This window comes from Staphylococcus sp. Ze2 (assembly GCF_048568365.1).
Taxonomy (GTDB): domain Bacteria; phylum Bacillota; class Bacilli; order Staphylococcales; family Staphylococcaceae; genus Staphylococcus; species Staphylococcus xylosus.
The window spans coordinates 2,127,456-2,152,340 of record NZ_CP183486.1 but is presented as its reverse complement, the minus strand read 5'-3'; the positions used below and the strand labels follow the sequence as shown (position 1 = coordinate 2,152,340).

Annotated in this window: 22 protein-coding genes and 1 pseudogene; 16 read left to right on the top strand and 7 right to left on the bottom strand. The window is 32.7% G+C overall.

The window, feature by feature from the left end; genetic code table 11:
• Nucleotides 1-17: 17 nt before the first annotated feature.
• Complete coding sequence (locus ACM591_RS10110; RefSeq protein WP_080661282.1) at nucleotides 18-191, bottom strand: DUF2197 domain-containing protein; 174 nt, start codon at nucleotides 189-191, stop codon at nucleotides 18-20.
• 1 nt (nucleotide 192) lies between these two features.
• Nucleotides 193-675: a hypothetical protein gene (locus tag ACM591_RS10105; RefSeq protein WP_029379057.1), complete on the bottom strand. Its 483-nt coding sequence runs from the start codon at nucleotides 673-675 to the stop codon at nucleotides 193-195.
• 351 nt (nucleotides 676-1,026) lie between these two features.
• Here ACM591_RS10105 and ACM591_RS10100 point away from each other — a divergent pair, with 351 nt between their 5' ends.
• The 3 genes from ACM591_RS10100 to ACM591_RS10090 all read left to right on the top strand — a co-directional run bounded on the left by ACM591_RS10100 (nucleotide 1,027) and on the right by ACM591_RS10090 (nucleotide 6,725).
• Nucleotides 1,027-1,302, top strand: a complete 276-nt coding sequence (locus ACM591_RS10100) for a YlaN family protein (RefSeq protein WP_017724164.1) — start codon at nucleotides 1,027-1,029, stop codon at nucleotides 1,300-1,302.
• Between the two features lie 371 nt (nucleotides 1,303-1,673).
• Nucleotides 1,674-2,909 carry a cell division peptidoglycan polymerase FtsW gene (ftsW, locus tag ACM591_RS10095; protein ID WP_029379056.1) on the top strand — a complete coding sequence of 412 codons (1,236 nt, stop codon included), beginning with the start codon at nucleotides 1,674-1,676 and terminating at the stop codon, nucleotides 2,907-2,909.
• A 360-nt stretch (nucleotides 2,910-3,269) separates the two neighbouring features.
• Nucleotides 3,270-6,725, top strand: coding sequence for a pyruvate carboxylase (locus tag ACM591_RS10090; RefSeq protein WP_029379055.1), 3,456 nt, complete (start codon nucleotides 3,270-3,272; stop codon nucleotides 6,723-6,725).
• A 312-nt stretch (nucleotides 6,726-7,037) separates the two neighbouring features.
• On the opposite strand, the gene ACM591_RS10085 is transcribed toward ACM591_RS10090, so the two are convergent.
• Nucleotides 7,038-7,946 (bottom strand): COX15/CtaA family protein, encoded by a 909-nt coding sequence (locus tag ACM591_RS10085; RefSeq protein ID WP_029379054.1) that lies wholly within the window; start codon nucleotides 7,944-7,946, stop codon nucleotides 7,038-7,040.
• Between the two features lie 281 nt (nucleotides 7,947-8,227).
• On the opposite strand from ACM591_RS10085, the gene cyoE reads away from it, so the two are divergent.
• Nucleotides 8,228-9,139 carry a heme o synthase gene (cyoE, locus tag ACM591_RS10080; RefSeq protein WP_029379053.1) on the top strand — a complete coding sequence of 304 codons (912 nt, stop codon included), beginning with the start codon at nucleotides 8,228-8,230 and terminating at the stop codon, nucleotides 9,137-9,139.
• Between the two features lie 25 nt (nucleotides 9,140-9,164).
• Nucleotides 9,165-9,626 (top strand): DUF420 domain-containing protein, encoded by a 462-nt coding sequence (locus ACM591_RS10075; protein WP_029379052.1) that lies wholly within the window; start codon nucleotides 9,165-9,167, stop codon nucleotides 9,624-9,626.
• Between the two features lie 395 nt (nucleotides 9,627-10,021).
• Here the strand turns inward: ACM591_RS10075 and ACM591_RS10070 are convergent.
• Nucleotides 10,022-12,269, bottom strand: a pseudogene (locus ACM591_RS10070) (ATP-binding cassette domain-containing protein).
• A 188-nt stretch (nucleotides 12,270-12,457) separates the two neighbouring features.
• On the opposite strand from ACM591_RS10070, the gene ACM591_RS10065 reads away from it, so the two are divergent.
• Complete coding sequence (locus tag ACM591_RS10065) at nucleotides 12,458-13,507, top strand: CAP-associated domain-containing protein (RefSeq protein ID WP_029379050.1); 1,050 nt, start codon at nucleotides 12,458-12,460, stop codon at nucleotides 13,505-13,507.
• Nucleotides 13,508-13,524: 17 nt separating this feature from the next.
• A complete protein-coding gene (locus tag ACM591_RS10060; RefSeq protein ID WP_029379049.1) occupies nucleotides 13,525-13,959 on the top strand; it encodes a YlbF family regulator in 435 nt (144 codons plus the stop codon).
• A 58-nt stretch (nucleotides 13,960-14,017) separates the two neighbouring features.
• Here the strand turns inward: ACM591_RS10060 and ACM591_RS10055 are convergent, their stop codons facing one another.
• Entirely contained in the window at nucleotides 14,018-14,938 is a 921-nt protein-coding gene (locus tag ACM591_RS10055; protein WP_029379048.1) for a glycerophosphodiester phosphodiesterase, read from the bottom strand.
• Nucleotides 14,939-15,067: 129 nt separating this feature from the next.
• On the opposite strand from ACM591_RS10055, the gene ACM591_RS10050 reads away from it, so the two are divergent.
• Entirely contained in the window at nucleotides 15,068-15,319 is a 252-nt protein-coding gene (locus tag ACM591_RS10050; RefSeq protein ID WP_029379047.1) for a DUF2129 domain-containing protein, read from the top strand.
• 120 nt (nucleotides 15,320-15,439) lie between these two features.
• On the opposite strand, the gene ACM591_RS10045 is transcribed toward ACM591_RS10050, so the two are convergent.
• Complete coding sequence (locus ACM591_RS10045; RefSeq protein ID WP_029379046.1) at nucleotides 15,440-15,829, bottom strand: DUF7147 family protein; 390 nt, start codon at nucleotides 15,827-15,829, stop codon at nucleotides 15,440-15,442.
• Nucleotides 15,830-15,901: 72 nt separating this feature from the next.
• On the opposite strand from ACM591_RS10045, the gene rsmD reads away from it, so the two are divergent.
• Together rsmD and coaD are read left to right on the top strand one after the other, a co-directional pair.
• Nucleotides 15,902-16,444, top strand: coding sequence for a 16S rRNA (guanine(966)-N(2))-methyltransferase RsmD (rsmD, locus tag ACM591_RS10040; protein ID WP_029379045.1), 543 nt, complete (start codon nucleotides 15,902-15,904; stop codon nucleotides 16,442-16,444).
• Nucleotide 16,445: 1 nt separating this feature from the next.
• Nucleotides 16,446-16,931 (top strand): pantetheine-phosphate adenylyltransferase, encoded by a 486-nt coding sequence (coaD, locus tag ACM591_RS10035; RefSeq protein WP_029379044.1) that lies wholly within the window; start codon nucleotides 16,446-16,448, stop codon nucleotides 16,929-16,931.
• 121 nt (nucleotides 16,932-17,052) lie between these two features.
• On the opposite strand, the gene ACM591_RS10030 is transcribed toward coaD, so the two are convergent.
• Nucleotides 17,053-18,186 (bottom strand): nucleotidyltransferase, encoded by a 1,134-nt coding sequence (locus tag ACM591_RS10030; protein ID WP_029379043.1) that lies wholly within the window; start codon nucleotides 18,184-18,186, stop codon nucleotides 17,053-17,055.
• A 126-nt stretch (nucleotides 18,187-18,312) separates the two neighbouring features.
• On the opposite strand from ACM591_RS10030, the gene ACM591_RS10025 reads away from it, so the two are divergent.
• The 6 genes from ACM591_RS10025 to pheT all read left to right on the top strand — a co-directional run bounded on the left by ACM591_RS10025 (nucleotide 18,313) and on the right by pheT (nucleotide 24,749).
• On the top strand, nucleotides 18,313-18,861 hold the full coding sequence (locus ACM591_RS10025; RefSeq protein WP_029379042.1) for a YceD family protein: 549 nt from the start codon (nucleotides 18,313-18,315) through the stop codon (nucleotides 18,859-18,861).
• 80 nt (nucleotides 18,862-18,941) lie between these two features.
• Nucleotides 18,942-19,115 (top strand): 50S ribosomal protein L32, encoded by a 174-nt coding sequence (gene rpmF / locus ACM591_RS10020; RefSeq protein WP_029379041.1) that lies wholly within the window; start codon nucleotides 18,942-18,944, stop codon nucleotides 19,113-19,115.
• A gap of 113 nt (nucleotides 19,116-19,228) precedes the next feature.
• A complete protein-coding gene (locus tag ACM591_RS10015) occupies nucleotides 19,229-20,188 on the top strand; it encodes a M23 family metallopeptidase (RefSeq protein ID WP_225489227.1) in 960 nt (319 codons plus the stop codon).
• Nucleotides 20,189-20,214: 26 nt separating this feature from the next.
• Nucleotides 20,215-20,955, top strand: coding sequence for a TrmH family RNA methyltransferase (locus ACM591_RS10010; RefSeq protein WP_029379039.1), 741 nt, complete (start codon nucleotides 20,215-20,217; stop codon nucleotides 20,953-20,955).
• 333 nt (nucleotides 20,956-21,288) lie between these two features.
• A complete protein-coding gene (gene pheS, locus ACM591_RS10005) occupies nucleotides 21,289-22,347 on the top strand; it encodes a phenylalanine--tRNA ligase subunit alpha (protein WP_029379038.1) in 1,059 nt (352 codons plus the stop codon).
• On the top strand, nucleotides 22,347-24,749 hold the full coding sequence (pheT, locus tag ACM591_RS10000) for a phenylalanine--tRNA ligase subunit beta (protein WP_058625607.1): 2,403 nt from the start codon (nucleotides 22,347-22,349) through the stop codon (nucleotides 24,747-24,749). The genes pheS and pheT overlap by 1 nt, the downstream gene beginning before the upstream one ends.
• The last annotated feature ends 136 nt before the right edge of the window (nucleotides 24,750-24,885 follow it).

The window sequence follows — 24,885 nt, the reverse complement described above, 5'->3', positions numbered from 1 at the left end:
TATTTATTATGTTTATATTAACGATGATTGTAAGTAGTTACTTGATTGCGCTGTTTAGGGGTATCAAGTCTACTTTTACATTCATCACACATAAAGGTATGCATTGGATCATTGCGTAATCTTTTAGCTTCTAAAGTATTTTGATCTATAAATACTTCAGTATCACAAATTATGCATTGAACTTTCTTCATATTAAATCACCTCGATATGAGTGACATACTTAAATTCGTATGAATAACCTTCTTCTGGAATATATACAAAGCTATCTACTGAATAATCGTCATATAATTTTTTGCCGTCTTTTGCAAATTGGAAAAAAAGATATGGTAATAAGTCAATAGGTACTTCAATTGACTCATTATCATTAAATAAACGAATTGCTTTTGCGTGATCAAACGGTTCAGCATTCTTGAAAAATGGAGACATGTTAATGACAAATGAATTTTCTAATATGGCTCTTTTTTTATATTTAATTTCAGAATTTAACGTTGGTGGATTAGTTTGACCTTCTAAGATTGCTCTATTCCATTCGCGGTTATCATCAAAGTTGATTGGTTTAGTACCGTCGAATATACCTTGCTCTAAATCTTCTATTTGAACTTTTCTGTCGTCAAAAATCCAAGTTGTACTATCTAAAGTAATTGGAAATTTAACTTCACCCTTAATTTGAATCATAATCCCACTCCTATTTGCATATCTTGTTTCTAAATTAAAACGTTATTAAGTAATGACTCACAACGTAAATATATGAGATTGAATCTGACTTTTTTGTGAACAAATAAATGTTTAAAATAAAAATATTTATCCTATTGTTAAAGCGAAAAAATTCTGACAAAAATCAGTAGATATATTGATATTGTTCGTCTGACACTTAGTAACGTTATAAATTCAATCAAAATAAATAATTGTTAATTATAATTTTATCATAAATACTAGTATTACGTATATTCCTGAATTTACTTGCTTTTTGGTATGCATTGAGATAAACTCGTCATATAAAGTTACAATTGATAGGGGGAGTATGTCTTGGTAAAAAATCAAAATATTAGTAATGTGGCATATGACCAGTTGAATAAAGATGCTGATAGGATTCTCCAACTTATTAAAGTACAGATGGATAATCTTACATTACCTCAATGCCCATTGTATGAAGAAGTACTTGATACACAGATGTTTGGATTACAAAAAGAAGTAGATTTCGCTGTACAACTTGGTTTAGTTGATAGAGAAGTGGGCAAAGATTTAATGCTTCGATTAGAAAAAGAACTTTCTAAATTGCATGATGCATTTACAAACGTTTAATTGGGGTAAAATAAATTAGTTTTATAACTGGGAAAGTTGTTTTCCATGTTCGAAAAATATAAAAACTTATATATTGTTCATTGTCAAACTACATAAGTATACTGCGGGTGGCTAGGATATCGATAATTGTTGATTATATCTTAGCCACTTTTGTCGTGTTTAAAAGATTAAATATATGAGTATCTAAAAAGAATATTTTATTATGTTTATTCGAGAAATTGATAGAATGTTTGTTATAATGTTTGATGTACAATTTATTTTTACATAATGTTGGTAAAGTTTTAAAGACAACTAAGTTATTGAACATAAGTCGAATTAATAAAAGTATTTAGTTAGTGATAATAAATAATGAGAATTGGATGATATGTCAAATGAATAATGTAAAACAATTTTTTCGATATATAGGTCGAAATGCAAAGTATATTGATTATCCGTTAGTCATTACCTATTTATTACTATGTTTAATAGGTTTGGTAATGGTATACAGCGCAAGTATGGTCGCTGCCACTAAAGGGTCGTTAACGGGTGGTATATCAGTAGCTGGTACATACTTTTATACTAGACAGTTAATGTATGTAATTATGAGTTTGATTATTGTATTTTTTATGGCTTTCTTTATGAACGTCAAATTTCTTGAAACGAGCAGGTTCCAAAAAGGCATGATGCTTGGCATCGTTATATTATTGGTTGCGACGTTGTTAATTGGTAGCAATATCAATGGTTCAAAAAGTTGGATTAATTTAGGCTTTATGAATTTACAAGCTTCCGAGTTACTAAAAATTGGCATAATTTTATATATACCATATATGATTGAAAAAAAACGCCCTAAAGTATTCAAAGAACCTAAATTGCTAACATATCCTATCGTTTTAGCAGGCATATGTATAGGTCTTGTTTTATTACAACGCGACGTTGGTCAAACGTTACTTATTATGATTATTTTCTTTTCAATATTATTCTATGCAGGTATTGGTGTTCAAAAATCAATCAAATATGGATTGTTAATTATAGTAGGGATCGTAATTATTGGCTCGCTTTTCTTACTAGTTGGGTTGGTTCCGGATTACTTAACAGCGAGATTCAGTACGTTAACGAATCCATTTAGTCAAGAGTCTGGTACAGGGTACCACATTTCAAACTCGTTGATTGCAATTGGTAATGGAGGATTACTAGGCAGAGGTTTAGGAAACAGTATTATGAAATTAGGGTATTTACCAGAGCCACATACAGACTTTATTTTTTCTATTATTTGCGAAGAATTAGGTTTATTAGGTGGTTTATTCGTTATATGTTTACTCTTTTTTATTGTTTATAGAGCTTTTGAACTTGCAAGCAAAACAAATTCTTATTTTTATAAGCTAGTTTGTGTAGGAGTAGCAAGTTATATAGGTAGTCAAACTTTTGTTAATTTAGGTGGTATTTCAGGTACGATCCCATTAACAGGTGTACCTTTACCATTCATTAGTTTTGGTGGTTCTTCGATGATTAGTTTAAGTATAGCGATGGGCTTATTGTTAATAACAGCAAAACAAATTAAAATCGAACAAGCAAAATATAAAAAAGTAAGAAAAAACAGAACAAGAATTAACTCAACTAGATATTCTTAATAAAGGCAAACGTTTTGATACAAATGTATTGAAAACGTTTGCTTATTTTTTTACATTTTTAAATTAATTTTGAAAAACTTTTAGCAAAGTATAATAATGATAACTAAAACTTATCGTAATTAATAACTTTTTATTATGTAAATCTTATGATATAATTTTGTGAGAAAGTGATGATAGCAGGGTCTTATGTAGTTTGTAACGCGATGGTTGTTAGCTATCCATCAGTAAGTGATACATGAACTTTGAGCTGTTTTAACATGATGGCTATATATTTTTTACTGTCTACATTGTTCGGATTTTGCTATAATGAATTTTATATCAAACTTTTTTGAAAATTCTAAATTTAAGGGGGACCATGATGTGAAACAAATAAACAAGCTTTTGGTAGCCAATCGTGGTGAAATTGCAATAAGGATTTTTAGAGCAGCAACAGAGTTAGATGTTAAAACAGTTGCTATTTACTCAAATGAAGATAAAGGATCATTACATAGATATAAAGCGGATGAATCATACCTAGTGGGTGAAGATTTAGGACCAGCTGAATCTTATTTAGACATTGAAAGAATTATTGATGTTGCTAAACAAGCAGATGTAGACGCAATTCATCCAGGATATGGTTTTTTAAGTGAGAATGAAACTTTTGCAAAAAGATGTCAGGAAGAAGGCATTAAATTTATAGGCCCGCGTGTTGAGCACTTAGATATGTTTGGCGATAAAGTTAAAGCTAGAACCACAGCAATTAATGCAAATCTAACGGTTATACCAGGTACAGATGGCCCGATAGATAATCAACCAGATGCAATTGCATTTGCAAATAAAGCTGGCTATCCATTGATGATTAAAGCGACAAGCGGTGGTGGCGGTAAAGGTATGCGTATCGTGCGTTCAGAAGATGAGCTAGAAGATGCATTCCGTCGTGCTAAGTCAGAAGCTGAAAAATCCTTTGGTAATAGTGAAGTTTATATAGAAAAATATATCGATAATCCAAAACATATTGAGGTTCAAGTCATTGGTGATGAACATGGAAATATAGTCCATTTATATGAACGTGACTGTTCGGTACAAAGACGTCATCAAAAAGTTGTTGAAGTAGCACCTTCAGTTGCGCTTGAAGACGATTTAAGAGAACGTATATGTGCTGCTGCGATTCAATTAATGGAAAACATTGAGTATGTGAATGCGGGTACAGTAGAATTTTTAGTTGCTGGCGATGAATTTTATTTCATAGAAGTAAATCCGCGTGTACAAGTTGAACATACGATAACTGAAATGATTACAGGTGTTGATATCGTTAAGACACAAATATTAGTTGCTGATGGCGAGAATTTATATGATGAAGCAATTAGTATGCCACAACAACAAGACATACAAACGCTTGGTTATGCGATTCAATGTCGTATTACTACCGAAGATCCGACAAATGATTTTATGCCTGATAGTGGTAGAATCATTGCTTATCGTTCGAGTGGTGGTTTTGGCGTAAGGTTAGATGCTGGTGACGGATTCCAAGGTGCCGAAATATCACCTTATTATGATTCTCTTTTAGTGAAATTATCAACGCATGCAATGTCTTTCAAACAAGCGAATGAAAAAATGGACCGTTCACTACAAGAAATGAGAATTCGTGGAGTTAAAACTAATGTTCCATTTTTAATTAATGTTATGAGAAATGAACAATTTAAAACAGGTGATTACACAACTAAATTTATAGAAAAAACACCAGAACTGTTTGATATTGCACCAACACTCGATAGAGGTACAAAGACACTGGAATATATTGGTAATGTTTCAATTAATGGTTTTCCAAACGTAGAAAAGCGCCCTAAACCTATTTATGAAACTTCACCTATACCACAAGTCTCTAAAAAAGAAGTTGCAGCATTAGAAGGTACTAAACAACTATTAGATAGTAAAGGCCCAAATGCTGTAGCTGAATGGCTTAAACAGCAAGACGATGTTTTAATAACTGATACTACTTTTAGGGATGCGCATCAATCGTTACTAGCAACGCGTGTTAGAACGAAAGATATGATGAACATTGCTTCGAAAACAGCGCAAGTAATGAAAGATAGTTTCTCCCTAGAAATGTGGGGAGGTGCTACATTCGATGTAGCGTATAACTTCTTGAAAGAGAATCCTTGGGAACGCTTAGAAAGACTTAGAAAAGCAATTCCTAACGTATTATTCCAAATGTTGCTTCGTGCATCTAATGCTGTCGGTTATAAGAACTATCCTGATAACGTCATTGAAAAATTTGTGAAAGAAAGTGCAGAGGCTGGTATTGATGTCTTCAGAATTTTTGATTCATTAAACTGGGTAGATCAAATGAAAGTGGCAAATGAAGCTGTACTAAAAGCTGGTAAAATATCAGAAGGTACTATTTGTTATACAGGTGATATTCTAAATCCGAATCGCTCGGATATATACACGTTAGAGTATTATGTAAATATGGCGAAAACATTAGAACGTGAAGGTTTCCATATATTAGCAATTAAAGATATGGCAGGTCTGTTGAAACCTAAAGCAGCAAATGAATTGATTGGTGAATTAAAAGCAGCTGTCGACCTACCAATTCACTTACACACACATGATACAAGTGGTAATGGTTTGTTAGTTTATAAAGAAGCGATAGATGCAGGTGTGGATGTTATTGATACAGCTGTTGCTTCAATGAGTGGTTTAACAAGTCAACCTAGTGGTAATTCACTGTATTATGCATTAAATGGTTTTGATAGAAATATGCGTGCCGATGTTGATGGAATGGAAACATTGTCACATTATTGGGGTACTGTACGTCAATATTACAATGACTTTGAAAGTGATATTAAATCACCAAATACTGAAATTTATAAACATGAAATGCCAGGTGGACAATATTCAAATCTTAGCCAACAAGCGAAGAGCCTAGGGTTAGGCAATAGATTTAATGAAGTGAAAGAAATGTATCAACGTGTTAACTTCTTGTTTGGTGACATTGTTAAAGTGACACCTTCCTCTAAAGTTGTTGGGGATATGGCATTATATATGGTACAAAATGATTTAGATGAAGACACAGTGATAAAAGATGGCTATAAATTAGACTTCCCTGAATCAGTTGTTTCGTTCTTCAAAGGGGATATTGGCCAACCAGTGAATGGTTTTAATAAGGAATTACAAAAAGTGATTTTAAAAGGTCAAAAAGCAATTACAGATCGTCCAGGAGAATATTTAGAGCCTGTTGATTTTGAAGCGGTAAGAGCAGAGTTAGAAGAGAAGCAAGAGAGAGAAGTGACAGAACAAGATATTATTAGTTATGTTCTATATCCTAAAGTTTATGAACAGTTCATTGCTACGCAAGAACAGTTTGGAAATGTATCTCTGTTAGATACACCTACATTCTTCTTTGGAATGCGTTCAAATGAAACAGTGGAAATTGAAATTGATACAGGTAAACGTCTAATCATCACATTGAAGACGATTACGGAACCAGATGACAAAGGTATTCGTACCATTTTCTATGATATGAATGGACAAGCGAGACGTATATTCATTCAAGACGAAAATGTAAAAGCGAATGAAAGTGTTAAACCGAAAGCAGATAAATTAAATCCAAACCACATCGGTGCTCAAATGCCGGGGTCAGTTACTGAAGTTAAGACTTCAGTAGGCGAAACAGTCACAAGTGGACAGGCATTATTGATAACTGAAGCTATGAAGATGGAAACAACGATTCAGGCTCCATTCGATGGTGTTGTGAAGCAAGTGACAGTGCAAAGTGGAGAGGCAATTGAAACGGGAGATTTATTAATAGAAATTGAAAAAGAACCTGTGGATTAAATTTTCAGCAAAATGATTTATAAGATTATTCAATATGTATTGTTGAATCAAAAGAAGCACTCAGATGAATTGAATCATCTGAGTGCTATTTTTCTGTGATTTACGTGCTAATCACATCTGTTTGTATTTTTATGGAATTACATAATGCATAGTGGCGTTGATATTGTTAGAAAATTTTCAAGGTTGCATTATGTATCTAATGTAAAAAAGTAATTTGGAGTATATGTACAAAAAATTTGCAATGAAAAACTGTCAACAAGTGTTTTATCTTGTTGACAGTTTTTCATTGATATAACATATTTAATGTTTTAGTTAGCCACCACTTCTAATTGTCCGTAACATCAATACAATGAAGTAGGCTATTAAACCAAAGAGTAATGTAATAAATAAAGCATGTAATAAGGCGATAAATAAATTAACTTCTGTAATAATTGATAATGCGCCAGTAATTACTTGCAGGATAACTAATATAAATGCAGCTGTGTAACCATAACGTATTGTGCGGTTGTCTTTGTAATTATTTACAGCATGAATGAACGTAATCATTATCCAGATAAAAGCGATTAATGCCATTCCTCTGTGAGTAAGGTTTACCCAATCTTGGACATTGTGAGGCATCAAATCATTAAAAGGTAATGGCCATTGACCATATGCTAAACTAGCTTCTTTATGTCTGACTAATGCGCCAGTATAAATTGTTAAATAAACAATAATTGCCATTATCCATGTATAAATTCGTAATGGCTTTCTAATAAATAGTTCATCTGCTTCATATTTGCGATCGATTTCAAATATAATTAAAGTTAATACAAATACTGAAGAAAATGAAATGAGCGAAATTCCAAAATGTAACGCTAAAACATAGGCATTTTGTTGCCACATTACTGCCGCGGCGCCTACAAGTGCTTGTATTAGTAAGAAGCCAACACTAATGATACATAATGGTTTAACTTCTCTAATGTAACCAATGTGTTTCCAAGCAACGATGACTAACCAGAGAACGATGATTAAAGATAAGCCCGAAACAGCACGGTGACTTAATTCGATAATCGTTTGTATTGGTAAGTTCTCAGGTAAAAATGCGCCATGACATAGAGGCCAATCGGATCCGCAACCATCTGCTGATCCGGTTTTAGTAACTAATGCGCCTCCTAATTGAACAAAAGCCATAATTACAGCGGCCAACACGGATAACCATTTTAGGTTTTTTTTGCTAAACAAGAATTAACCCCCCACATAAAATAAGACAGAAAACTAAATTATAAATAGTTATTAAATATATAGCTATTGTAACTGTAATTATTTTATTCCGTAATGATACATTTAAAGTTATTTTAATAAATCTCACATATAATTATAACAATAAAAACTATTTTAATTGTGTCACAAAAATGACTTTTTAGTAATGTCGTTAAAGTGTCACAAATAAGTTTACATAAATGTAGTCAATGATACAAATTTAATATATCATTGTATTATATGGAAAAATTAGGAGGGAAATTATGAACAAAGAACAAACTTTGTCGCATAATTCTAGTCGTGTGACTTTTAAAGAGTTGCAGCAAATTATCAAGATGGGATTGGTACAAGGTAATTTGATCCCTGCATTTGCTGGATCATGGTTAGCGATTGTGTTGGCAAATCATTCCTTCCTCTCGTCAATACCACAAATCTTAATGATGTTGGTGGGCTCTACGTTAATTATGGGGGGCGCATGTGCTTTAAATAATTACTACGATCAAGATATTGACAGTATCATGCCAAGTAAACAACAAAGACCAACAGTTAATGACAGAATTTCGGATAGAAATTTATTAATGCTCAGCTTTGGAATGATGCTAATAGGGGAAGCATTACTATTTGCGTTAAATATACCTTCAGGTGTAATTGGACTGCTAGGTATAGTGGGTTATGTATCGTTTTACTCGATTTGGTCTAAACGTCATACGGTATGGAATACAGTGATTGGTAGTTTCCCAGGTGCAGTTCCACCTTTAATTGGGTGGACGGCAATTGAAGGAAATATTAGTTTGGTAGCAGTAGCGCTATTTTTAGTGATTTTCTGTTGGCAACCTATTCATTTTTACGCTTTAGCAATTAAACGTAAAGATGAGTATTCATTAGCAAATATTCCAATGTTACCATCAGTAAAAGGGTTTAAACGTACGAGAGTAAGTATGTTTTTATGGCTAGTAATCTTATTACCACTTCCATTCTTATTAAGTAGCTTAGGAACAACATTTATAGTATTGGCTACGCTGTTAAATTTAGGATGGTTATATTTAGGATTAACAAGCTTTAAAAAGAATTCAGATCAAACAAAATGGGCAACAAAAATGTTTATATACTCATTAAACTATTTAGTGGTTTTCTTTGTACTCGTCGTTGTCGTGTCATTAATTCAAATGTTTTAATAATTATAAATAGAGGATGTAATATATGAATTTACCTATCTTACCTACAATCAGTACAAGCTTTATTGTAATTAGTGCAATCCTTGTCGCTATCGGATGGCGCAAAATTTGGCTGAGAAAAATTGAAAGCCATAAAAAAGTAATGTTAGCTGCTGCATTTTTTGCACTAGCGTTCTTTATTATTTACGCATCAAGGACTATTTTTATTGGTAATACTGCATTTGGTGGTCCAGACTCAGTTAAACTTTATTATACAATTTTCTTAGTATTTCACATAAACTTAGCAACAATTGGTGGAGTTTTAGGACTTTTACAAATCATTACTGCTTTTAAAGATAAGTTTAAAGTACATAGATTTGTAGGACCAATTGCCTCTATAATCTGGTTCTTCACAGCAATAACAGGTGTAGCTGTGTATTTATTACTTTATGTATTTTATCCAGGTGGAGAAACGACGTCACTAATTAAAGCGACATTTGGTTTATAATTCACATTAAAAAATGTTAGTCTTTTATTTGAACTAGGGAATATGGAAAGGGCAGAGGGCAGAAATTTGTTTTATAAACAGGTTTGTTAGCCCGTTTCCATTATTCACTATTAGAAGATACGAAATGAATTTACTAGGTTGATAAGTACGATTTATAAGTAACATGTTAAAAATAGCTATGAAGATATCTATCCAAGATGGTAGATTGCTTCATAGCTAATTTTTTTAATGATAATTTAAAAGAGAGATAGGTAGTACAATTTAAATGTAAAAGTAGAAAAAAATTTACTTTAAATGATTTTATTATAAACGCAATCTATCTATATAATAACTATTTTTAAATCTTAACTACTTCTATGCTTCTGTTATCATGCGGTAAATGATACACTGTGTTGTCAGTTCGTGATATATCTTTGTAAATGTTTAGCCGTTACAGAATCATTTACAGCTAACAATTCTTGAGGTATTCCTTGATAAAGTAACCTGCCACCTTTTTCTCCTGCAAATGGACCGATATCAATAATCCAGTCAGCATGAGTCATCATTGTTAAGTTATGTTCGATAATAACTACTGTGTTTTTATCGTGGATTAGACTTTCGAAACAGTCTAATAAAATAGGGATGTCATCTTCATGTAATCCAGTAGTAGGTTCGTCAAATATGAAAGTATGTTGGTGGACAGTCTGTGTTAAATATTTACTGAGTTTAACGCGTTGTATTTCACCGCCAGATAATGTGTCGAGTGTTTGTCCTAAAGTCATATAATTCAGTCCAGTAGATTTTAACGCTTCTAAATGCTGGGCAATATTTTTCTTTTCTTGAAAAAATAAAATTGCTTCATCTACTGTTAATGCTAAAATATCTGCAATATTATATCCCTTTATTTTTGCATTTAATACTTCGGGTTTATAACGCTTTCCATGACACAAATCACAAGTTTGAGTAAAGTCTGGCATAAAGGCTAATTCCGTTTTAATGATACCTTTACCATTACATTCTGGGCATGCACCTTCAGAGTTGTAGCTGAACATTGCTTTTTTTAAATGCGTTTCTTCACTGAAATAAGTTCTTACATCATCAAATATACTTAAATAAGTGAGTAAATTTGAGCGACTTGATGCATGTACTGGTTTTTGATCTATAAAAATTGTATTAGGTTCTTGTTTTAAACCTGCGTGTATCAGTGAACTTTTTCCAGAACCAGCAACACCTGTAACAACAGTCATTGCTTGTTTGGGCAATTTAACAGATACATCTTTTAAATTATTTCTATCAATATGTTCTAAATGGATAAAATCATTAGGTGTTCTAGGATTTAGTTTTAAGTGATGGTGTTTCTGTAATGCTAAACCTGTATGAGTAGTTGATTTTAACAAAGTTTCATAACTTCCTGTAAAAGTAATTTCTCCGCCATTTTTGCCTGCATAAGGGCCTAAATCAATAATGTGATCCGACATCAGGGTCATGCTCAACTACTAAAACTGTATTGCCCTTATTTTTTAATGATTGAATGATTTCGTTAATGCGTTGTATATCATTAGGATGTAACCCAACACTTGGTTCATCAATAATATAAACGAGGTCGCTTAGTGCACTATTAAGGTGTCTTATTAATTTAATTCTCTGAGATTCACCACCGGATAAAGTAGTTGTTTCTCTGGAAAGCGTTAAATAATTGAGTCCAATATAGCTTGAAGAAGATAGCTGTTGCTGTAATGGCTCGATAATTACTTTTGCTTTTGGTGAATCAATTTGACTTATAAATTTTAATGCTTCGTCTATGGATAAATTAGTAAAGTCTGCAATATCTAAATTATTGATTTTACATTGTAATACATCTGGATTGAGTCTTTTACCTTGACACGTTGGACATTTTCTAGATGTTACTACGCGATCGATAGCTTCTTTGAATCTATTTTTTTCAAAGTTATCATTTAATAGAAAAGAACGTCTAAACCGATGTATTAAGCCTTCGAATTTTGCAGTTTTCGGCCAATTCTCTGGAGGATTCTTTAATTTAGTTGGTTTTGTATAAAGTAAAGTATTGAATTCTTCTTCAGAATAATCTTTTAATTTTTTATCATTATCAAAAAGTCCAGAATATAAATAGCGTTTACCGCGCCAACTATCTGGTCTAAATGATGGGAATTGAATTGTATCTTCATTGAGTGATTTATCATAATCTAACAATTCGTCTAAATCGATATCTTCGACATAACCTAAACCTGAACATTCTGGGCACATGCCTTTAGGGTTATTAAAGGAGAATATATCAGAGTACCCAACAAATGGCTTGCCAATGCGTGACCATAGTAATCTGACAGATGCATAGATATCTGAAATAGTGCCAACTGTAGATCGTGAATTACCACCTAATCTTTTTTGGTTAATAATCATTGCTACTGGCAAATGTTCAATTAAATCTACATTAGGTTTTGGAAATTGAGCTAACTGATGTTGTATGTAAGTTGAATAAGTTTCGTTTAACAAACGTTCAGATTCTGCAGCGATAGTACTAAAAACCAAAGAAGATTTTCCAGATCCAGAACGCCCTGTAAATACGGTTATTTGATGTTTTGGTATATCAACTGAAATATTTTTTAAGTTATTTTGCTTAGCACCATGTACACGAATCATTGTCATTGTCATCCACCTCTTATTATAAAGTTTACCCTGAAATTATTGGGTAATATTAAAAAATGAGTAGAAAAGTGTATGCGTATAGAAAAGCGTATAAATTTTATTAATTCGTCATTATATAATGACATACCTTGCTTGTGATATATTGAAACATGTACAATAAATAAAAGATAACTATAGGTGGGTGAGTGATGAAAAAACTAATAATTAAAGTTATTGGTGTGCTATTATTGATTTCTTTCTTGATATATCTTTTTTACTCGCCACGTTTGAAGTTTGATGTTTTGGAAAATCCAAATAAAAATTCGACAAAAACAACTCAAAACAAAGACTTTCAAAAAAATGAGCAAAATGTTGAAAATCCAATGCCCAAGGAAGGGATAGGAACTTGGGTTGGCCAAAACCTAAAAAAACTTACAGATACATATGGACAAGCTGAAAGAGTGTATTCATATAAAGGTGATTTTAAAAATTATGTATTTAAAGAAAAGGATCAATATTATTTAGTTACTACTAAACATAATATAATTAAATCTGTATATGCTACTGGAAAAGAAGCAAAAGTAAATCCAGTTAAAATATCTGATAATGCTTCAAATGTATTTGAGAAATTTAGTATTAATCCAGAACCGACAATCAAGGCGAATGGAAAAAAATATGAATTAGAAATTTCCGATTCAGATATGAAAACTCAAACGCTTATAAAATTTAAAAACATTTATGCTCAAATCTATATTGATCAACAAGCTAATAAAATTGTTGCGGTAAGGTATTTAGATAGTGATGCATTAGCAGCGTTCAAACCTTATCAAATGTTGAGTGATAAAGACGATGAGGAAATTGCACGTAAGCAAAAAGATTTACCATATGAGCAAAATGCCAACCAATTGATGACTTTGTATGAAATTACTAATGAAATGAGAAAATTAAAAGATGCTAAACCATTGCGTATAAATAATGATTTAGCTCATATTGCATCATTTAACTTGTATGAAGCAATTGGGACTGATAGTGTTGAATTTACTGAAGATGCCTTAAAACAGCAATTGAATGAGCAAGAGATACCATTCGTATCTACGAGCCAAAACGTAGGTTATGATTTCAATGAAGTGCCAACACTTATTCATAGTTGGTTAAATTCGGATATTCATCGATCTAGAATGTTGAACTCAAAATATAATGAAATGGGTGGAGAAGTAACGAATGGTTACTATACGCTCATTTTTGTAGAAGATAAATAGATAGGAGTTAGTTGATTATGATAACTGAAGAAACGCTGACCGTACTCGATGAAATAGAAGCCTTAAGCGATAAAATATTAGAATCACGTTTGTATCAAGAGTACAGAGAGGCAGAACAAGCGCTTGCTGATAATGACGAAGCACATCTCTTGTATCAAGCTTTTTTAAAGTCAAAAGATAAATATGATGAAATTATGCGTTTTGGTAAATATCACCCAGATTATCAAAGCGTGATGTTAGATACACGCAAACGTAAAAGGGCTTATGAAATGCTGCCAGTCGTTATGGATCACAAACAAAAAGAAGTTGCATTGCAGGAATTAATTGATCAAGTAATTGTGAAAATTGCATATGCTGTTTCTGAAAATGTAAAGATTGAAGCGGGCAACCCATTCTTTCAAAAAGACGCAGGTGGTTGTGCAACAGGTGGATCATGTAGCTGTTCGTTATAAATAAAACAGGCCAACGAAATCAAAAATGTATTTTGGTATCGTTGGCCTGTTTTTTATTTTAATGGTAAGTATTTTTAAATCGTTGTGCTAAATCAGGTCTGTCAGTTACTAATGTGTGTGCACCGTAAAAAACTAAATCGTTCATTAAATCAAGGTTATTCACACCACAATAACCTGGGACAATATTGCGTTCGTTTAACCATTTAATAAACTTAGGTGAAGTTAACTTTATGCCTTTAAATGATACAAATAATTGGAACGTATTGGCACGAGGTTGAAAAGTGTTACCCAGACCGGTGTAAAATTTCAATAAACCTTCTATTACTTCATTTTGACTTGCACCAGTAGCTACAGTGCCATTACTTATTATATTAAATCGTTCAATCTGTTTACTGTAGAAACTTGATACTAAAACACGTTGTTGTGCATTATTAGCAACGATAATTTCGTAGATGATTTCAGGGGCAAGTTGACCTTGTTCACTTTTTGGGTCATCTTGTAAATTAACACTTATAAGTTGATTTGGATACGTTTTTAATAATTCATCAAACGTTAAAATTTTTGCATCTTCATGGCCGCGATAAGGTTGAACGCCATTGATATCAGTGAAATGGTAGCCAGCATCTAATTGTTTAAGTTCTGCTAAAGTATGTTCTGATATTTTTCCTGAACCATTCGTAGTACGATCTACGTCATTATCATAAAAAACAACAAGTTCATGATCTTTAGTTAATCTTACATCTGTTTCAAATCCATCTATTTCGTGGGCAACCGCGTTATCAAAAGCTAATTTAGTTTGTTCGGGTCTAACCGCCATACCACCGCGATGTGCAAAAATATATGGTGCAGGTTTAGAAAAGAAAGGTGGTATACTTTGATTATGTGGTTTAGTGCTGTATTTAGTATAAAAGAAAATGCTTCCTATTAAGCCAACAGTACCTAAAAATCCACCTTTAATTAGTTTGTTGAATTTAGTCACGAAAATTCCTCCTCAAGTTGTGTATATAAAGTAATATAGCAAAAGTACAAGAGAGTTCAAAATAATTGTTATTTATAAATGGAAAAAGACATGATATTATATAATGGCTAATAATTGGAGTGATAAGAAATGAATATTATACCTAGAGTAAGTTTGATTATATATTTGAAACATATGAAACATGAAAGACAGATAAGAAAATTTGGTCATATTGTAAGTGCAAATAGACAAAGTCGTTTCGTAGTTATGTATATTAACGAGGCAGAAGCGGATGAGATTGTAAACAAATTGATGAAACTTAAATATGTTAAACATGTAGAAGGTTCACCTTATAAGTATTTGAAGAAAACTTATGAAAAAGAGCAGCATGAAATCATGTAAGTTATACTTTTGGTCATAACCTTTGCAAATCAATAGTATATAAATAATAGTTTCATTAGCGGATGAATATATGGAAGCCACAATAGTACAACGACTGTCTAGTGTGGCTTATTTTTTTCTTTATTGTAAAGGTGGTATCCATCTTTGTAATCTTAAGACGCTAGTTAAATAATTGAAATACAGCTCAGTTTCGTGGAATACTTCGAGAGGTTGAACTTCAACGGCTTTTACGTCTATATTATATTTAGCTGCTTGATTGTTAATCATTTCAAATTTTTTGTTTGCAGTTGGATATGGATAATTAAGTGCATTTAGCATAATATACATTGCTTGAAAATGCTGACCACTAGTTGGTTTCATAATTAGAGCGACAGATGAACGTTGTTTTTCAGATTTAGGTGAATGGAAATACACAAGATGATCGATTCTTTCGAAATTGTATTCGATTAATGTATTAAATTCAAACAAATCTGTTAGCCCTTCACCTAATTTTATAAATGATTGTTTCATTGATATTGTTCCTCCTTAATCGTGCATTAAGCATTATATAAAATTTATTTTAAGAATGGAAGTGTCTATTACATGAGAGTAATATCTGGAATCCATAAAAGTAAAGCGTTAGAAAGTATGGAAGGACGCAATACGAGACCAACAATGGATAAAGTCAAAGAAGGTATTTTTAATAGTTTACATGAAGTTTCAGGCATAGGCTTGGATTTATTTGCTGGAAGTGGTGCTTTAGGGATCGAAGCTTTGTCACGTGGTATGGATCAAATGATTTTTGTCGACCAAAATTTTAAAGCGGTAAAAGTGATTAAAGCAAATTTAAGAGCATTAAGTATTGAAGCACAAGCAGAAGTATATAAAAACAGTGCCGACCGGGCTTTAAAAGCATTATCTAAGCGAGATATACAATTTGATGTGATATTTTTAGATCCTCCTTATGAAAAAGGTTTGATAGATGAAGCGCTTGAAGGTATCGCAAAGTTTAATTTGTTAAAAGAAAATGGTATTATCGTTTGTGAGTTCCATCATCACGAGAATATAAAAACTGAGCCATTCCATGTGATAAAACGTTATCATTATGGATTGACAGACACTTTGTTATTAGAAAAGGGAGATTAAAATGTCTACAACTAAAGCAGTCATTCCAGGGAGTTTTGATCCAATTACGTACGGCCATATTGATATTATAGATAGAAGTGCGGATCGCTTTGACGAATTACACATTTGTGTTTTGAAAAACAGTAGCAAAGCAGGTACTTTTTCGATTGAAGAACGTATTGAGCTAATTGAGGAATCAGTAAAACATTTAAATAATGTGACAGTGCATCATTTTAATGGATTGTTGGTTGATTTTTGTGACGAAATCGGTGCACAAACAATAATCAGAGGATTAAGAGCTGTGAGTGACTTTGAATATGAGTTAAGACTAACATCTATGAATAAAAAACTTAACAGCAACGTAGAAACGATGTATATGATGACGAGTACAAATTATTCGTTTATAAGTTCCAGTGTAGTAAAAGAAGTAGCAGCATATAAAGCAAACGTGTCAGACTTTGTACCTGTACATGTTGAAAAAGCTTTAAATGAAAAATTTAAGAAATAAAAAAAGAGTAGTTCGATAATCTAATTTAAAGATATTGATTATTGAACCACTCTTTTTTTATTTTTATAAACAAGTATTTTAGATTAATAAAGTTTATGAATTTATGTTATAAAGATGGGCGTTAAAGGCGTATGACGTGTGTATTGAAATCATCGGCAGTTTCACCTGAAATGAGGTTATAAATTTTTGTTGCATGTATTTCATGCTTGAAAAAATGTGCATTTTGTTTATTGAGTTGAGTAATATAATTGCGTTCAGGGAAGAGCTGTTTCAATTGTTTTAAATACTGTTGTCCTTTCTGAGTCATTCCTAAAACCCTAACGGCATCTATTGCTTCAGGCTTTTGTTGCTGTTTAAAATTCAATAAAATATTCATTAACAACCGTTGGATATGTGTATAGGTAAAGCGCTTCGTTTTTAATAGTGTCATAAACTGTTCGAAATTTTCTGCTTGGTCAATAAACTGAATAACACGATTTTCGAAACCTTCACTCATGGTATAGATTTGATTTAAGGAATCTGTATCTTGGCTTAATATTGCGTATTTTAAATAATTGAATGTGTCAGCAACTGAAACATTTGGGACAGTATAGTAGGGGTGTAAAGATTCCGGAACTACTTGTTTCCATTGGGTATTAGCATTTTGAAGTGATTTGCGAATTGATGTGCCACTCGCAAAACCTAAGTTTGCTATTTCTATGTCATGATGTGCACTTTGTAAACGTGGTATAGTCCATGGTTGTATAGTTGGCGCCCATTTTTGAATTGCTCTGATATAAGAAATACCTAGTGTATTATTTGGTGAAGATAGCAACTCATTGTTTGTTATTATTTCACTTAAGATTCTAGGATAACTTTTACCTTCTTTTGTTTTTTCGGCAAATTGTAATGATTGTTCTGCATTTGAGATGTCTTTTGCTAATGTCAAAAATGCATCAATGTTTCCAGACTCACTACCAAAAGATAAATGATCAATATTTAAATAATCAGCAACTTTTACGGCTAATTCAGCAAAATATTGTCCAGCCGATAACGATGCGAAGATAGGAAGTTCAATTACCAAGTCGACCGCACTTAATGCCATACGCGTGCGCTTAAATTTATTATAAATTGCTGGTTGTCCTCTCATCACAAAGCTTCCACTCATTATTGCGACAGAAACTTCAGAGCCGGTTATTGACTTTGATTGCTGAGCATGGTATAAGTGACCATTGTGGAAAGGATTATATTCAGTGACTAGTGCAACACTTTTCATTTGCAATTCTTCCTTTCAGAATTCATTATAGTTATTGTAACAGATATAATTGTGTTAAGAAAAAATCTTGACAACTTATGTCTATAAAGTTAAAATAAATTTTGTGCTTGATAGAGGTGAAGCCATATGAAATGGTCAATAACACAATTAAGAAAATTCCAAGATAAACCATTTGAGTTCCATCAAACGGTTAATTTTGATTATTTAGTAAAATCATTAGATTTAATAGATCTATCTGATATTGATGTTGAGGGTGAATTAACCGTCAAATCAAATGAAGTCATTGCAGATATGCATATAACAGGAACATACACAATGGCGTGTGCACGTACATTGGTTCCAGTTGAAGTACCTTTAGATATCAAATCTCAAGAGATTTTTGATTTAGAAGGATACGAGCAATATGGCAACGATGAAGAAGATGATGAACATTACCATGATGCAACAAACGGTATGATAAATCTAAAGGATATTGCTGAAGAATTAGTTATTATTGAAAAGCCAATGCGTGCTTTTTCAAATGAAAGCGATCAGATGTTACGAGAAGGTAAAGGTTGGGAAGTTATTGACGAAGAACAAGCGATTGAACTTGCACAAGAGAAGGAATCTTCCGAATCAGAGCAAATCGATCCTAGGCTTCAAAAACTACAACAATTATATGACGAAGAGCAATAGCGGATTTAACTAATCTATAGTATAATGGATTATTGAGTCTAAAAATATCTATTTAGTGTTTGAATATAAGGAGGATTATCATGGCAGTACCAAAAAGAAGAACGTCAAAAACAAGAAAAAATAAACGTCGTACGCATTTTAAAATTTCAGTACCTGGTATGACAGAATGCCCAAATTGTGGAGAATACAAATTATCTCACCGTGTATGTAAGAACTGTGGTTCATACAATGGCGAAGATGTTGTATCTAAATAATTTTAATAATTTAAAGGTTACATTATAACCTAATCGAATCGTTCATTAATTATTCACTTGATAATTTTTGAGCGATTTTTTATTTTAGAGATAGGATTTTTTATTATCAACTGATGGGTTGTGTAAAATTGATGGAAACGATAAATGCACAAATTATTATAAATAAAATAGAAAACAACGAATTTCAGTGGCTATATAATCACTTTAGTGAATATTTTCAAGATGTTACATCTATAAATGACTTGGAACAAATATTAAGTAATTATAATGCTATTAGAGGTCAAAATCATTTATATAAGCACTTACACATAAACCGACAACATGAATTCATTTGGTTTGATGATAAAATGACAACAGGGATAAGTGTTCTTCTGAATAAATATCAAGAGATTATTGGTATGACGTTGTTACCGATTAAGCATAAACGTGGTATGAAAAAATCGAAACAATATTATACGATACCAACCAAATCCAAATGTTTTGTCTATTGGGGTGGGGATAATGAGTTAAACAATTATCACTATCAATATAAAAACCAGAGATTAGCAATGGACCTTATAAAAGTTGAAGATGGATTTACATATAAAGGTGATTCAAATCAATGTGAAAATTATCATATTTATGATTTGCCGATTGTTGCTCCAGCGAACGGAGTTGTTGAAGAAATTGTCGACGGTATCTCGGATTGTATACCGGGTGAGATGAATACAGTTCATCCTGAAGGGAATTATATAGTTATAAAACATGGTCACAAAGAATATAGTCTAATTGCACACATTAAGCCACATTCCTTCAAAATTGAAAAGGGTGACGAATTATTACGTGGTCAACATATAGCTAACGTTGGTAATTCCGGCAATTCATCCGAACCGCATATCCATTTTCAAGTAATGGATGACAAAAACTTGCAAGTAGCACAAACATTGAAAATTCAATTCCACAATGATATTTCCCCTGTTAAAGGAGATGAAATATCATATAATGGTGATAGTATATTAATAGAAAAAGAACAACCGTTTTCTAAAATTGTAAAAAATATTCATACAAATATTACACACTTATTCAAAGGTTGAAAATAAAAAGGTAAAGAGGCTATGCTATGGAAATGATTACTTCGGCACAAAATAGTAAAGTTAAAAGCGCAAATAAATTAAAAAAGAAACGAGAAAGAGATAAAACTGGATTAGCACTGATTGAAGGCTATCACTTAATCGAAGAAGCATATAAAAGTAATTTGATAATCCAACAGTTATACGTTGTCGATGTAGATAGATTGGATGACAACTTAAAGGATTATGCAAAAGAAGTATTTGAAATTAATCTGAAAGTTGCGGAAGTGTTATCAGGAACAGTGACACCACAAGGTTTTTTCGCTGTTATTGAGAAGCCAGAATATGAAATAACTTCTGCTAAACAAGTGTTGCTTATTGATTGTATTCAAGATCCAGGTAACTTAGGTACTTTAATCCGCACTGCAGATGCGGTAGGATTAGATTTAATAGTGCTTGAAAAGGGCACTGCAGACCCTTATCAGGATAAAGTATTACGTGCAAGTCAAGGAAGCGTATTTCATTTACCAATCGTCACAAAGGATTTAAGTGAGTTTATTGATAATTTTGAAGGTGAAGTATATGGTACAGCATTAGAAAATGCAGTAGATTACCATCAAGTTTCAAGTCAAGATGCATTTGCATTATTACTAGGTAATGAAGGTGATGGCGTAAATCCGAAATTATTAGAACAAACAACGCAAAATTTAATAATTCCGATTTATGGTAAAGCTGAAAGTTTAAATGTTGCTATTGCAGGAAGTATCGTAATGTATCACTTGAAAGGTTGACCCTTTTGTGAATAATCGTATATAATAAAGACAATGAAATTTAAATAGTTACCGATAAAAAGGCGTAAACTATATCTTACAGATGTATAAGGGAGATTATTCAAGACTGAAAGATAATCCACTGTATTTAGTTTTTTTCACCTTTTTGGTTACTTAAAGAAATTTAAGTCGGACATCATTTCCGTTATCAATGACAACAAGTGTATGCTTATGCATAAATTTGGGTGGTACCACGGAAGGCTTTCGTCCCAGTTTCAAGGGATGAAAGTCTTTTTTTGTGCGGTTTTTTAATTTAAATAACTCGATGATATTTTTAAAATAGGAGGGTAAAGTATGACACAAACAGAAGCTATGTCAGAAATAAAACAACAAGCATTAGTCGATATCAATGAAGCTCGAAATGAAAAAGAATTACAAGATGTAAAGGTCAAGTATCTAGGTAAAAAAGGTTCAGTTACTGGTTTAATGAAGCATATGAAAGACTTGCCGAATGAAGAAAAGCCTGCATATGGTCAACAAGTAAACGAAGTGAGACAGACAATTGAAGGTGAGATTGACTCTCGCCGTGAATTGTTAGCAAACGAACAATTAGAACAACAACTTAAAGAAGAACAAATCGATGTGACATTACCTAGCCGTAAAATTGCTAATGGTGCAAAACATCCATTAACACGCACAATCGAAGAAATTGAAGATTTATTCTTAGGTCTTGGTTACGAAATTGTAGATGGTTTTGAAGTAGAGCAAGATTATTATAATTTTGAAGCATTAAACTTACCAAAATCTCATCCAGCTAGAGATATGCAAGACAGTTTTTACATAACTGATGAGATATTGATGCGTACACACACATCTCCAGTTCAAGCAAGAACTATGGAAAAGCGTAATGGACAAGGACCTGTTAAAATTTTATGTCCAGGAAAAGTTTACCGTCGTGACTCAGATGATGCCACACATAGCCATCAATTCACTCAAATTGAAGGATTAGTTGTAGATGAAAATATTAAAATGAGTGATTTAAAAGGGACATTAGAATTATTGGCAAAACAATTATTCGGTGAAGATAGAGAGATTCGCCTACGTCCAAGTTATTTCCCATTCACAGAACCTTCAGTAGAAGTAGATGTATCTTGCTTCAAATGTAAAGGTGATGGTTGTAATGTATGTAAACACACAGGTTGGATTGAAATATTAGGAGCTGGAATGGTACATCCTAACGTACTTGAAATGGCAGGATTTGATTCAACTAAATATTCTGGTTTCGCATTTGGGATGGGGCCAGACCGTATTGCAATGTTGAAATATGGTATTGAAGATATAAGACATTTCTATACCAATGATGTACGTTTCTTAAGTCAATTTAAAGCAGTAGAAGATAGAGGTGAAAAATAATGTTTATTTCAAAAGAATGGTTAGAATCATATGTTGAGGTTAATCAACCTGTTAACGTGCTTGCTGAACGTATCACACGCACTGGAATAGAAGTAGACGATATTATTGATTATACAAAAGGTATTAAAAATCTAGTTGTAGGCTATGTACAATCAATAGCAGCACACCCTGATGCTGATAAACTCAATGTTTGTCAAGTTGACATTGGTGAAGTAGAACCAGTTCAAATCGTTTGTGGCGCACCAAATGTAGATGCTGGTCAAACAGTTATTGTCGCAACAGTAGGAGGTAGATTACCTGGCGGAGTGAAAATCAAACGTGCAAAGTTACGTGGAGAACGTTCAGAAGGCATGATTTGTTCACTTCAAGAAATTGGTGTACCAACTAACTTAGTGCCTAAACAATTCGAGAACGGTATCTATGTATTTTCATCAGAAGTGACTCCAGGAACAGATGCGTTGAGTGCATTATATTTAGATGATCAAGTTATGGAATTTGACCTTACACCAAATAGAGCTGATGCATTGAGTATGATTGGTACAGCTTACGAGACAGCAGCATTATATAATGTACCAATGGTCAAACCAGAAACACAAAGTAATGAAAATGATGAACACACAAATGATGAAATTAGTGTAACTATTCAAAATGACGATAAGGTACCTTATTATAGTGCACGCGTTGTAAAAGATGTGACAATCAAACCGTCACCTGAATGGATGCAAATGCGTTTGATTAAAGCAGGTATTCGTCCTATTAATAATGTGGTTGATATTTCAAACTATGTTTTAATCGAATATGGTCAGCCATTACACATGTTTGATAAAGACCAAATTGGTTCTAAACAAATCGAAGTTCGCCAAGCAAAAGCAGATGAAATTATAACAACATTAGATGATCAAGAACGTAAATTAGTTGCATCTGATATCGTAATTACAAACGGTAATTCACCAATCGCTATTGCTGGTGTGATGGGCGGAGACTTTTCAGAGGTAACTGAAGCGACAACTAATGTTGTTATTGAAGGTGCTATCTTTGATCCAGTATCCATTCGCCATACATCAAGACGTTTGAATTTAAGAAGTGAAGCTTCTAGCCGTTTTGAAAAAGGAATTGCTACAGAATTTGTAGATGAAGCGGTTGATCGTGCTTGTTATTTACTTCAAACATACGCAGATGGTACTGTCACACAAGGACGTGTTGCTGAAGGTGATTTAGGTGAGTTTGTAACACCTATTGATATTTCAGTTTCAAAAGTTAATCAAACAATTGGTTTTGAACTAGCTGCAAAAGACATTGAAGCTATCTTCGTGCAACTTGGTTTTGAAACAACGAACAATGATGATGTACTAACTGTTATGGTGCCTTCACGTCGTAAAGACATCACAATTAAAGAAGATTTGATTGAAGAAATCGCACGTATATATGGTTATGATGAAATTCCTTCAACATTACCAGTATTTGAACATGTTACACATGGTTCGTTAACAGATAGACAGTCTAAATCTCGTATTGTAAAAGCATCCTTAGAAGGTGCAGGCTTAAACCAAGCTATAAATTATTCACTTGTCGATAAAGAACGAGCTAACCACTTTGCATTACAGAACCGTGATACAGTTGCGTTGTTAATGCCGATGAGTGAAGCTCACTCTACGTTGCGTCAAAGTTTAATCCCACATTTAATTGATGCTGTTGCATACAATGTAGCACGTAAAAATAACCATGTGCGCTTATACGAACTTGGTCGTGTCTTCTTTGGTAACGGTGAAGGTGAATTGCCAGACGAAGTTGAATATTTAAGTGGTATCTTAACCGGTGATTACACTGTGAACGCTTGGCAAGGTAAGAAGGAAGAAATCGACTTCTTCGTAGCTAAAGGAATTGTGGATCGAGTGGCTGAGAAGTTAGATATACAATTTGAATATGAAGCTGGTGAAATAAACGGTCTACACCCAGGTAGAACGGCTTACGTGAAATTAAATGAAAAAGTTATTGGATTTGTAGGAGAATTACATCCACAAATTGAAAAAGACAATGATTTAAAACGTACTTACGTATTCGAGTTGAATTATGATGAATTAATGGCAGTATCTGTAGGTTATATTAACTATCAACCAATACCTAGATTCCCAGGTGTATCTAGAGATATTGCGTTAGTTATCAACCGTGATATGCCTTCAGCAAAATTAGTAAATACAATTCATCAAAATGGTGGCGATATATTACAAGAAGCTGAAGTATTTGATGTTTATGAAGGTGAACATGTCGCTGAAGATGAAAAATCCATTGCAATTCGTTTATCATATTTAGACACTGAAGATACACTTACAGATGATAAAGTGAATGCGGTACATGAAGCAATATTGACTGCTTTACAAGCAGAAGGCGCTACAATCAGATAGTTATACTCAAATAGTGCGATATGCTTTTAAGGTTATAACAAGCATGGTAAATGATTGAAAATGATTTAAACCCATAAATAAAAACACACCTCCGTTTGATGTGTCCTTGAAAGTTAGATTTTTAGTCCAACTTTCA

Excerpts from the sequence above, each read along its gene's own strand:
- ACM591_RS10065 (WP_029379050.1), top strand. The coding sequence starts at position 12,458 with ATGAAAAAACTAATAATTAAAGTTATTGGTGTGCTATTATTGATTTCT.
- ACM591_RS10110 (WP_080661282.1), bottom strand. The coding sequence starts at position 191 with ATGAAGAAAGTTCAATGCATAATTTGTGATACTGAAGTATTTATAGAT.
- ACM591_RS10050 (WP_029379047.1), top strand. The coding sequence starts at position 15,068 with ATGAATATTATACCTAGAGTAAGTTTGATTATATATTTGAAACATATG.
- pheT (WP_058625607.1), top strand. The coding sequence starts at position 22,347 with ATGTTTATTTCAAAAGAATGGTTAGAATCATATGTTGAGGTTAATCAA.
- rpmF (WP_029379041.1), top strand. The coding sequence starts at position 18,942 with ATGGCAGTACCAAAAAGAAGAACGTCAAAAACAAGAAAAAATAAACGT.
- ACM591_RS10105 (WP_029379057.1), bottom strand. The coding sequence starts at position 675 with ATGATTCAAATTAAGGGTGAAGTTAAATTTCCAATTACTTTAGATAGT.
- ACM591_RS10045 (WP_029379046.1), bottom strand. The coding sequence starts at position 15,829 with ATGAAACAATCATTTATAAAATTAGGTGAAGGGCTAACAGATTTGTTT.
- ACM591_RS10030 (WP_029379043.1), bottom strand. The coding sequence starts at position 18,186 with ATGAAAAGTGTTGCACTAGTCACTGAATATAATCCTTTCCACAATGGT.
- ftsW (WP_029379056.1), top strand. The coding sequence starts at position 1,674 with ATGAATAATGTAAAACAATTTTTTCGATATATAGGTCGAAATGCAAAG.
- pheS (WP_029379038.1), top strand. The coding sequence starts at position 21,289 with ATGACACAAACAGAAGCTATGTCAGAAATAAAACAACAAGCATTAGTC.
- ACM591_RS10010 (WP_029379039.1), top strand. The coding sequence starts at position 20,215 with ATGGAAATGATTACTTCGGCACAAAATAGTAAAGTTAAAAGCGCAAAT.
- ACM591_RS10075 (WP_029379052.1), top strand. The coding sequence starts at position 9,165 with ATGAATTTACCTATCTTACCTACAATCAGTACAAGCTTTATTGTAATT.
- ACM591_RS10025 (WP_029379042.1), top strand. The coding sequence starts at position 18,313 with ATGAAATGGTCAATAACACAATTAAGAAAATTCCAAGATAAACCATTT.
- ACM591_RS10015 (WP_225489227.1), top strand. The coding sequence starts at position 19,229 with ATGGGTTGTGTAAAATTGATGGAAACGATAAATGCACAAATTATTATA.
- cyoE (WP_029379053.1), top strand. The coding sequence starts at position 8,228 with ATGAACAAAGAACAAACTTTGTCGCATAATTCTAGTCGTGTGACTTTT.
- coaD (WP_029379044.1), top strand. The coding sequence starts at position 16,446 with ATGTCTACAACTAAAGCAGTCATTCCAGGGAGTTTTGATCCAATTACG.
- rsmD (WP_029379045.1), top strand. The coding sequence starts at position 15,902 with ATGAGAGTAATATCTGGAATCCATAAAAGTAAAGCGTTAGAAAGTATG.
- ACM591_RS10060 (WP_029379049.1), top strand. The coding sequence starts at position 13,525 with ATGATAACTGAAGAAACGCTGACCGTACTCGATGAAATAGAAGCCTTA.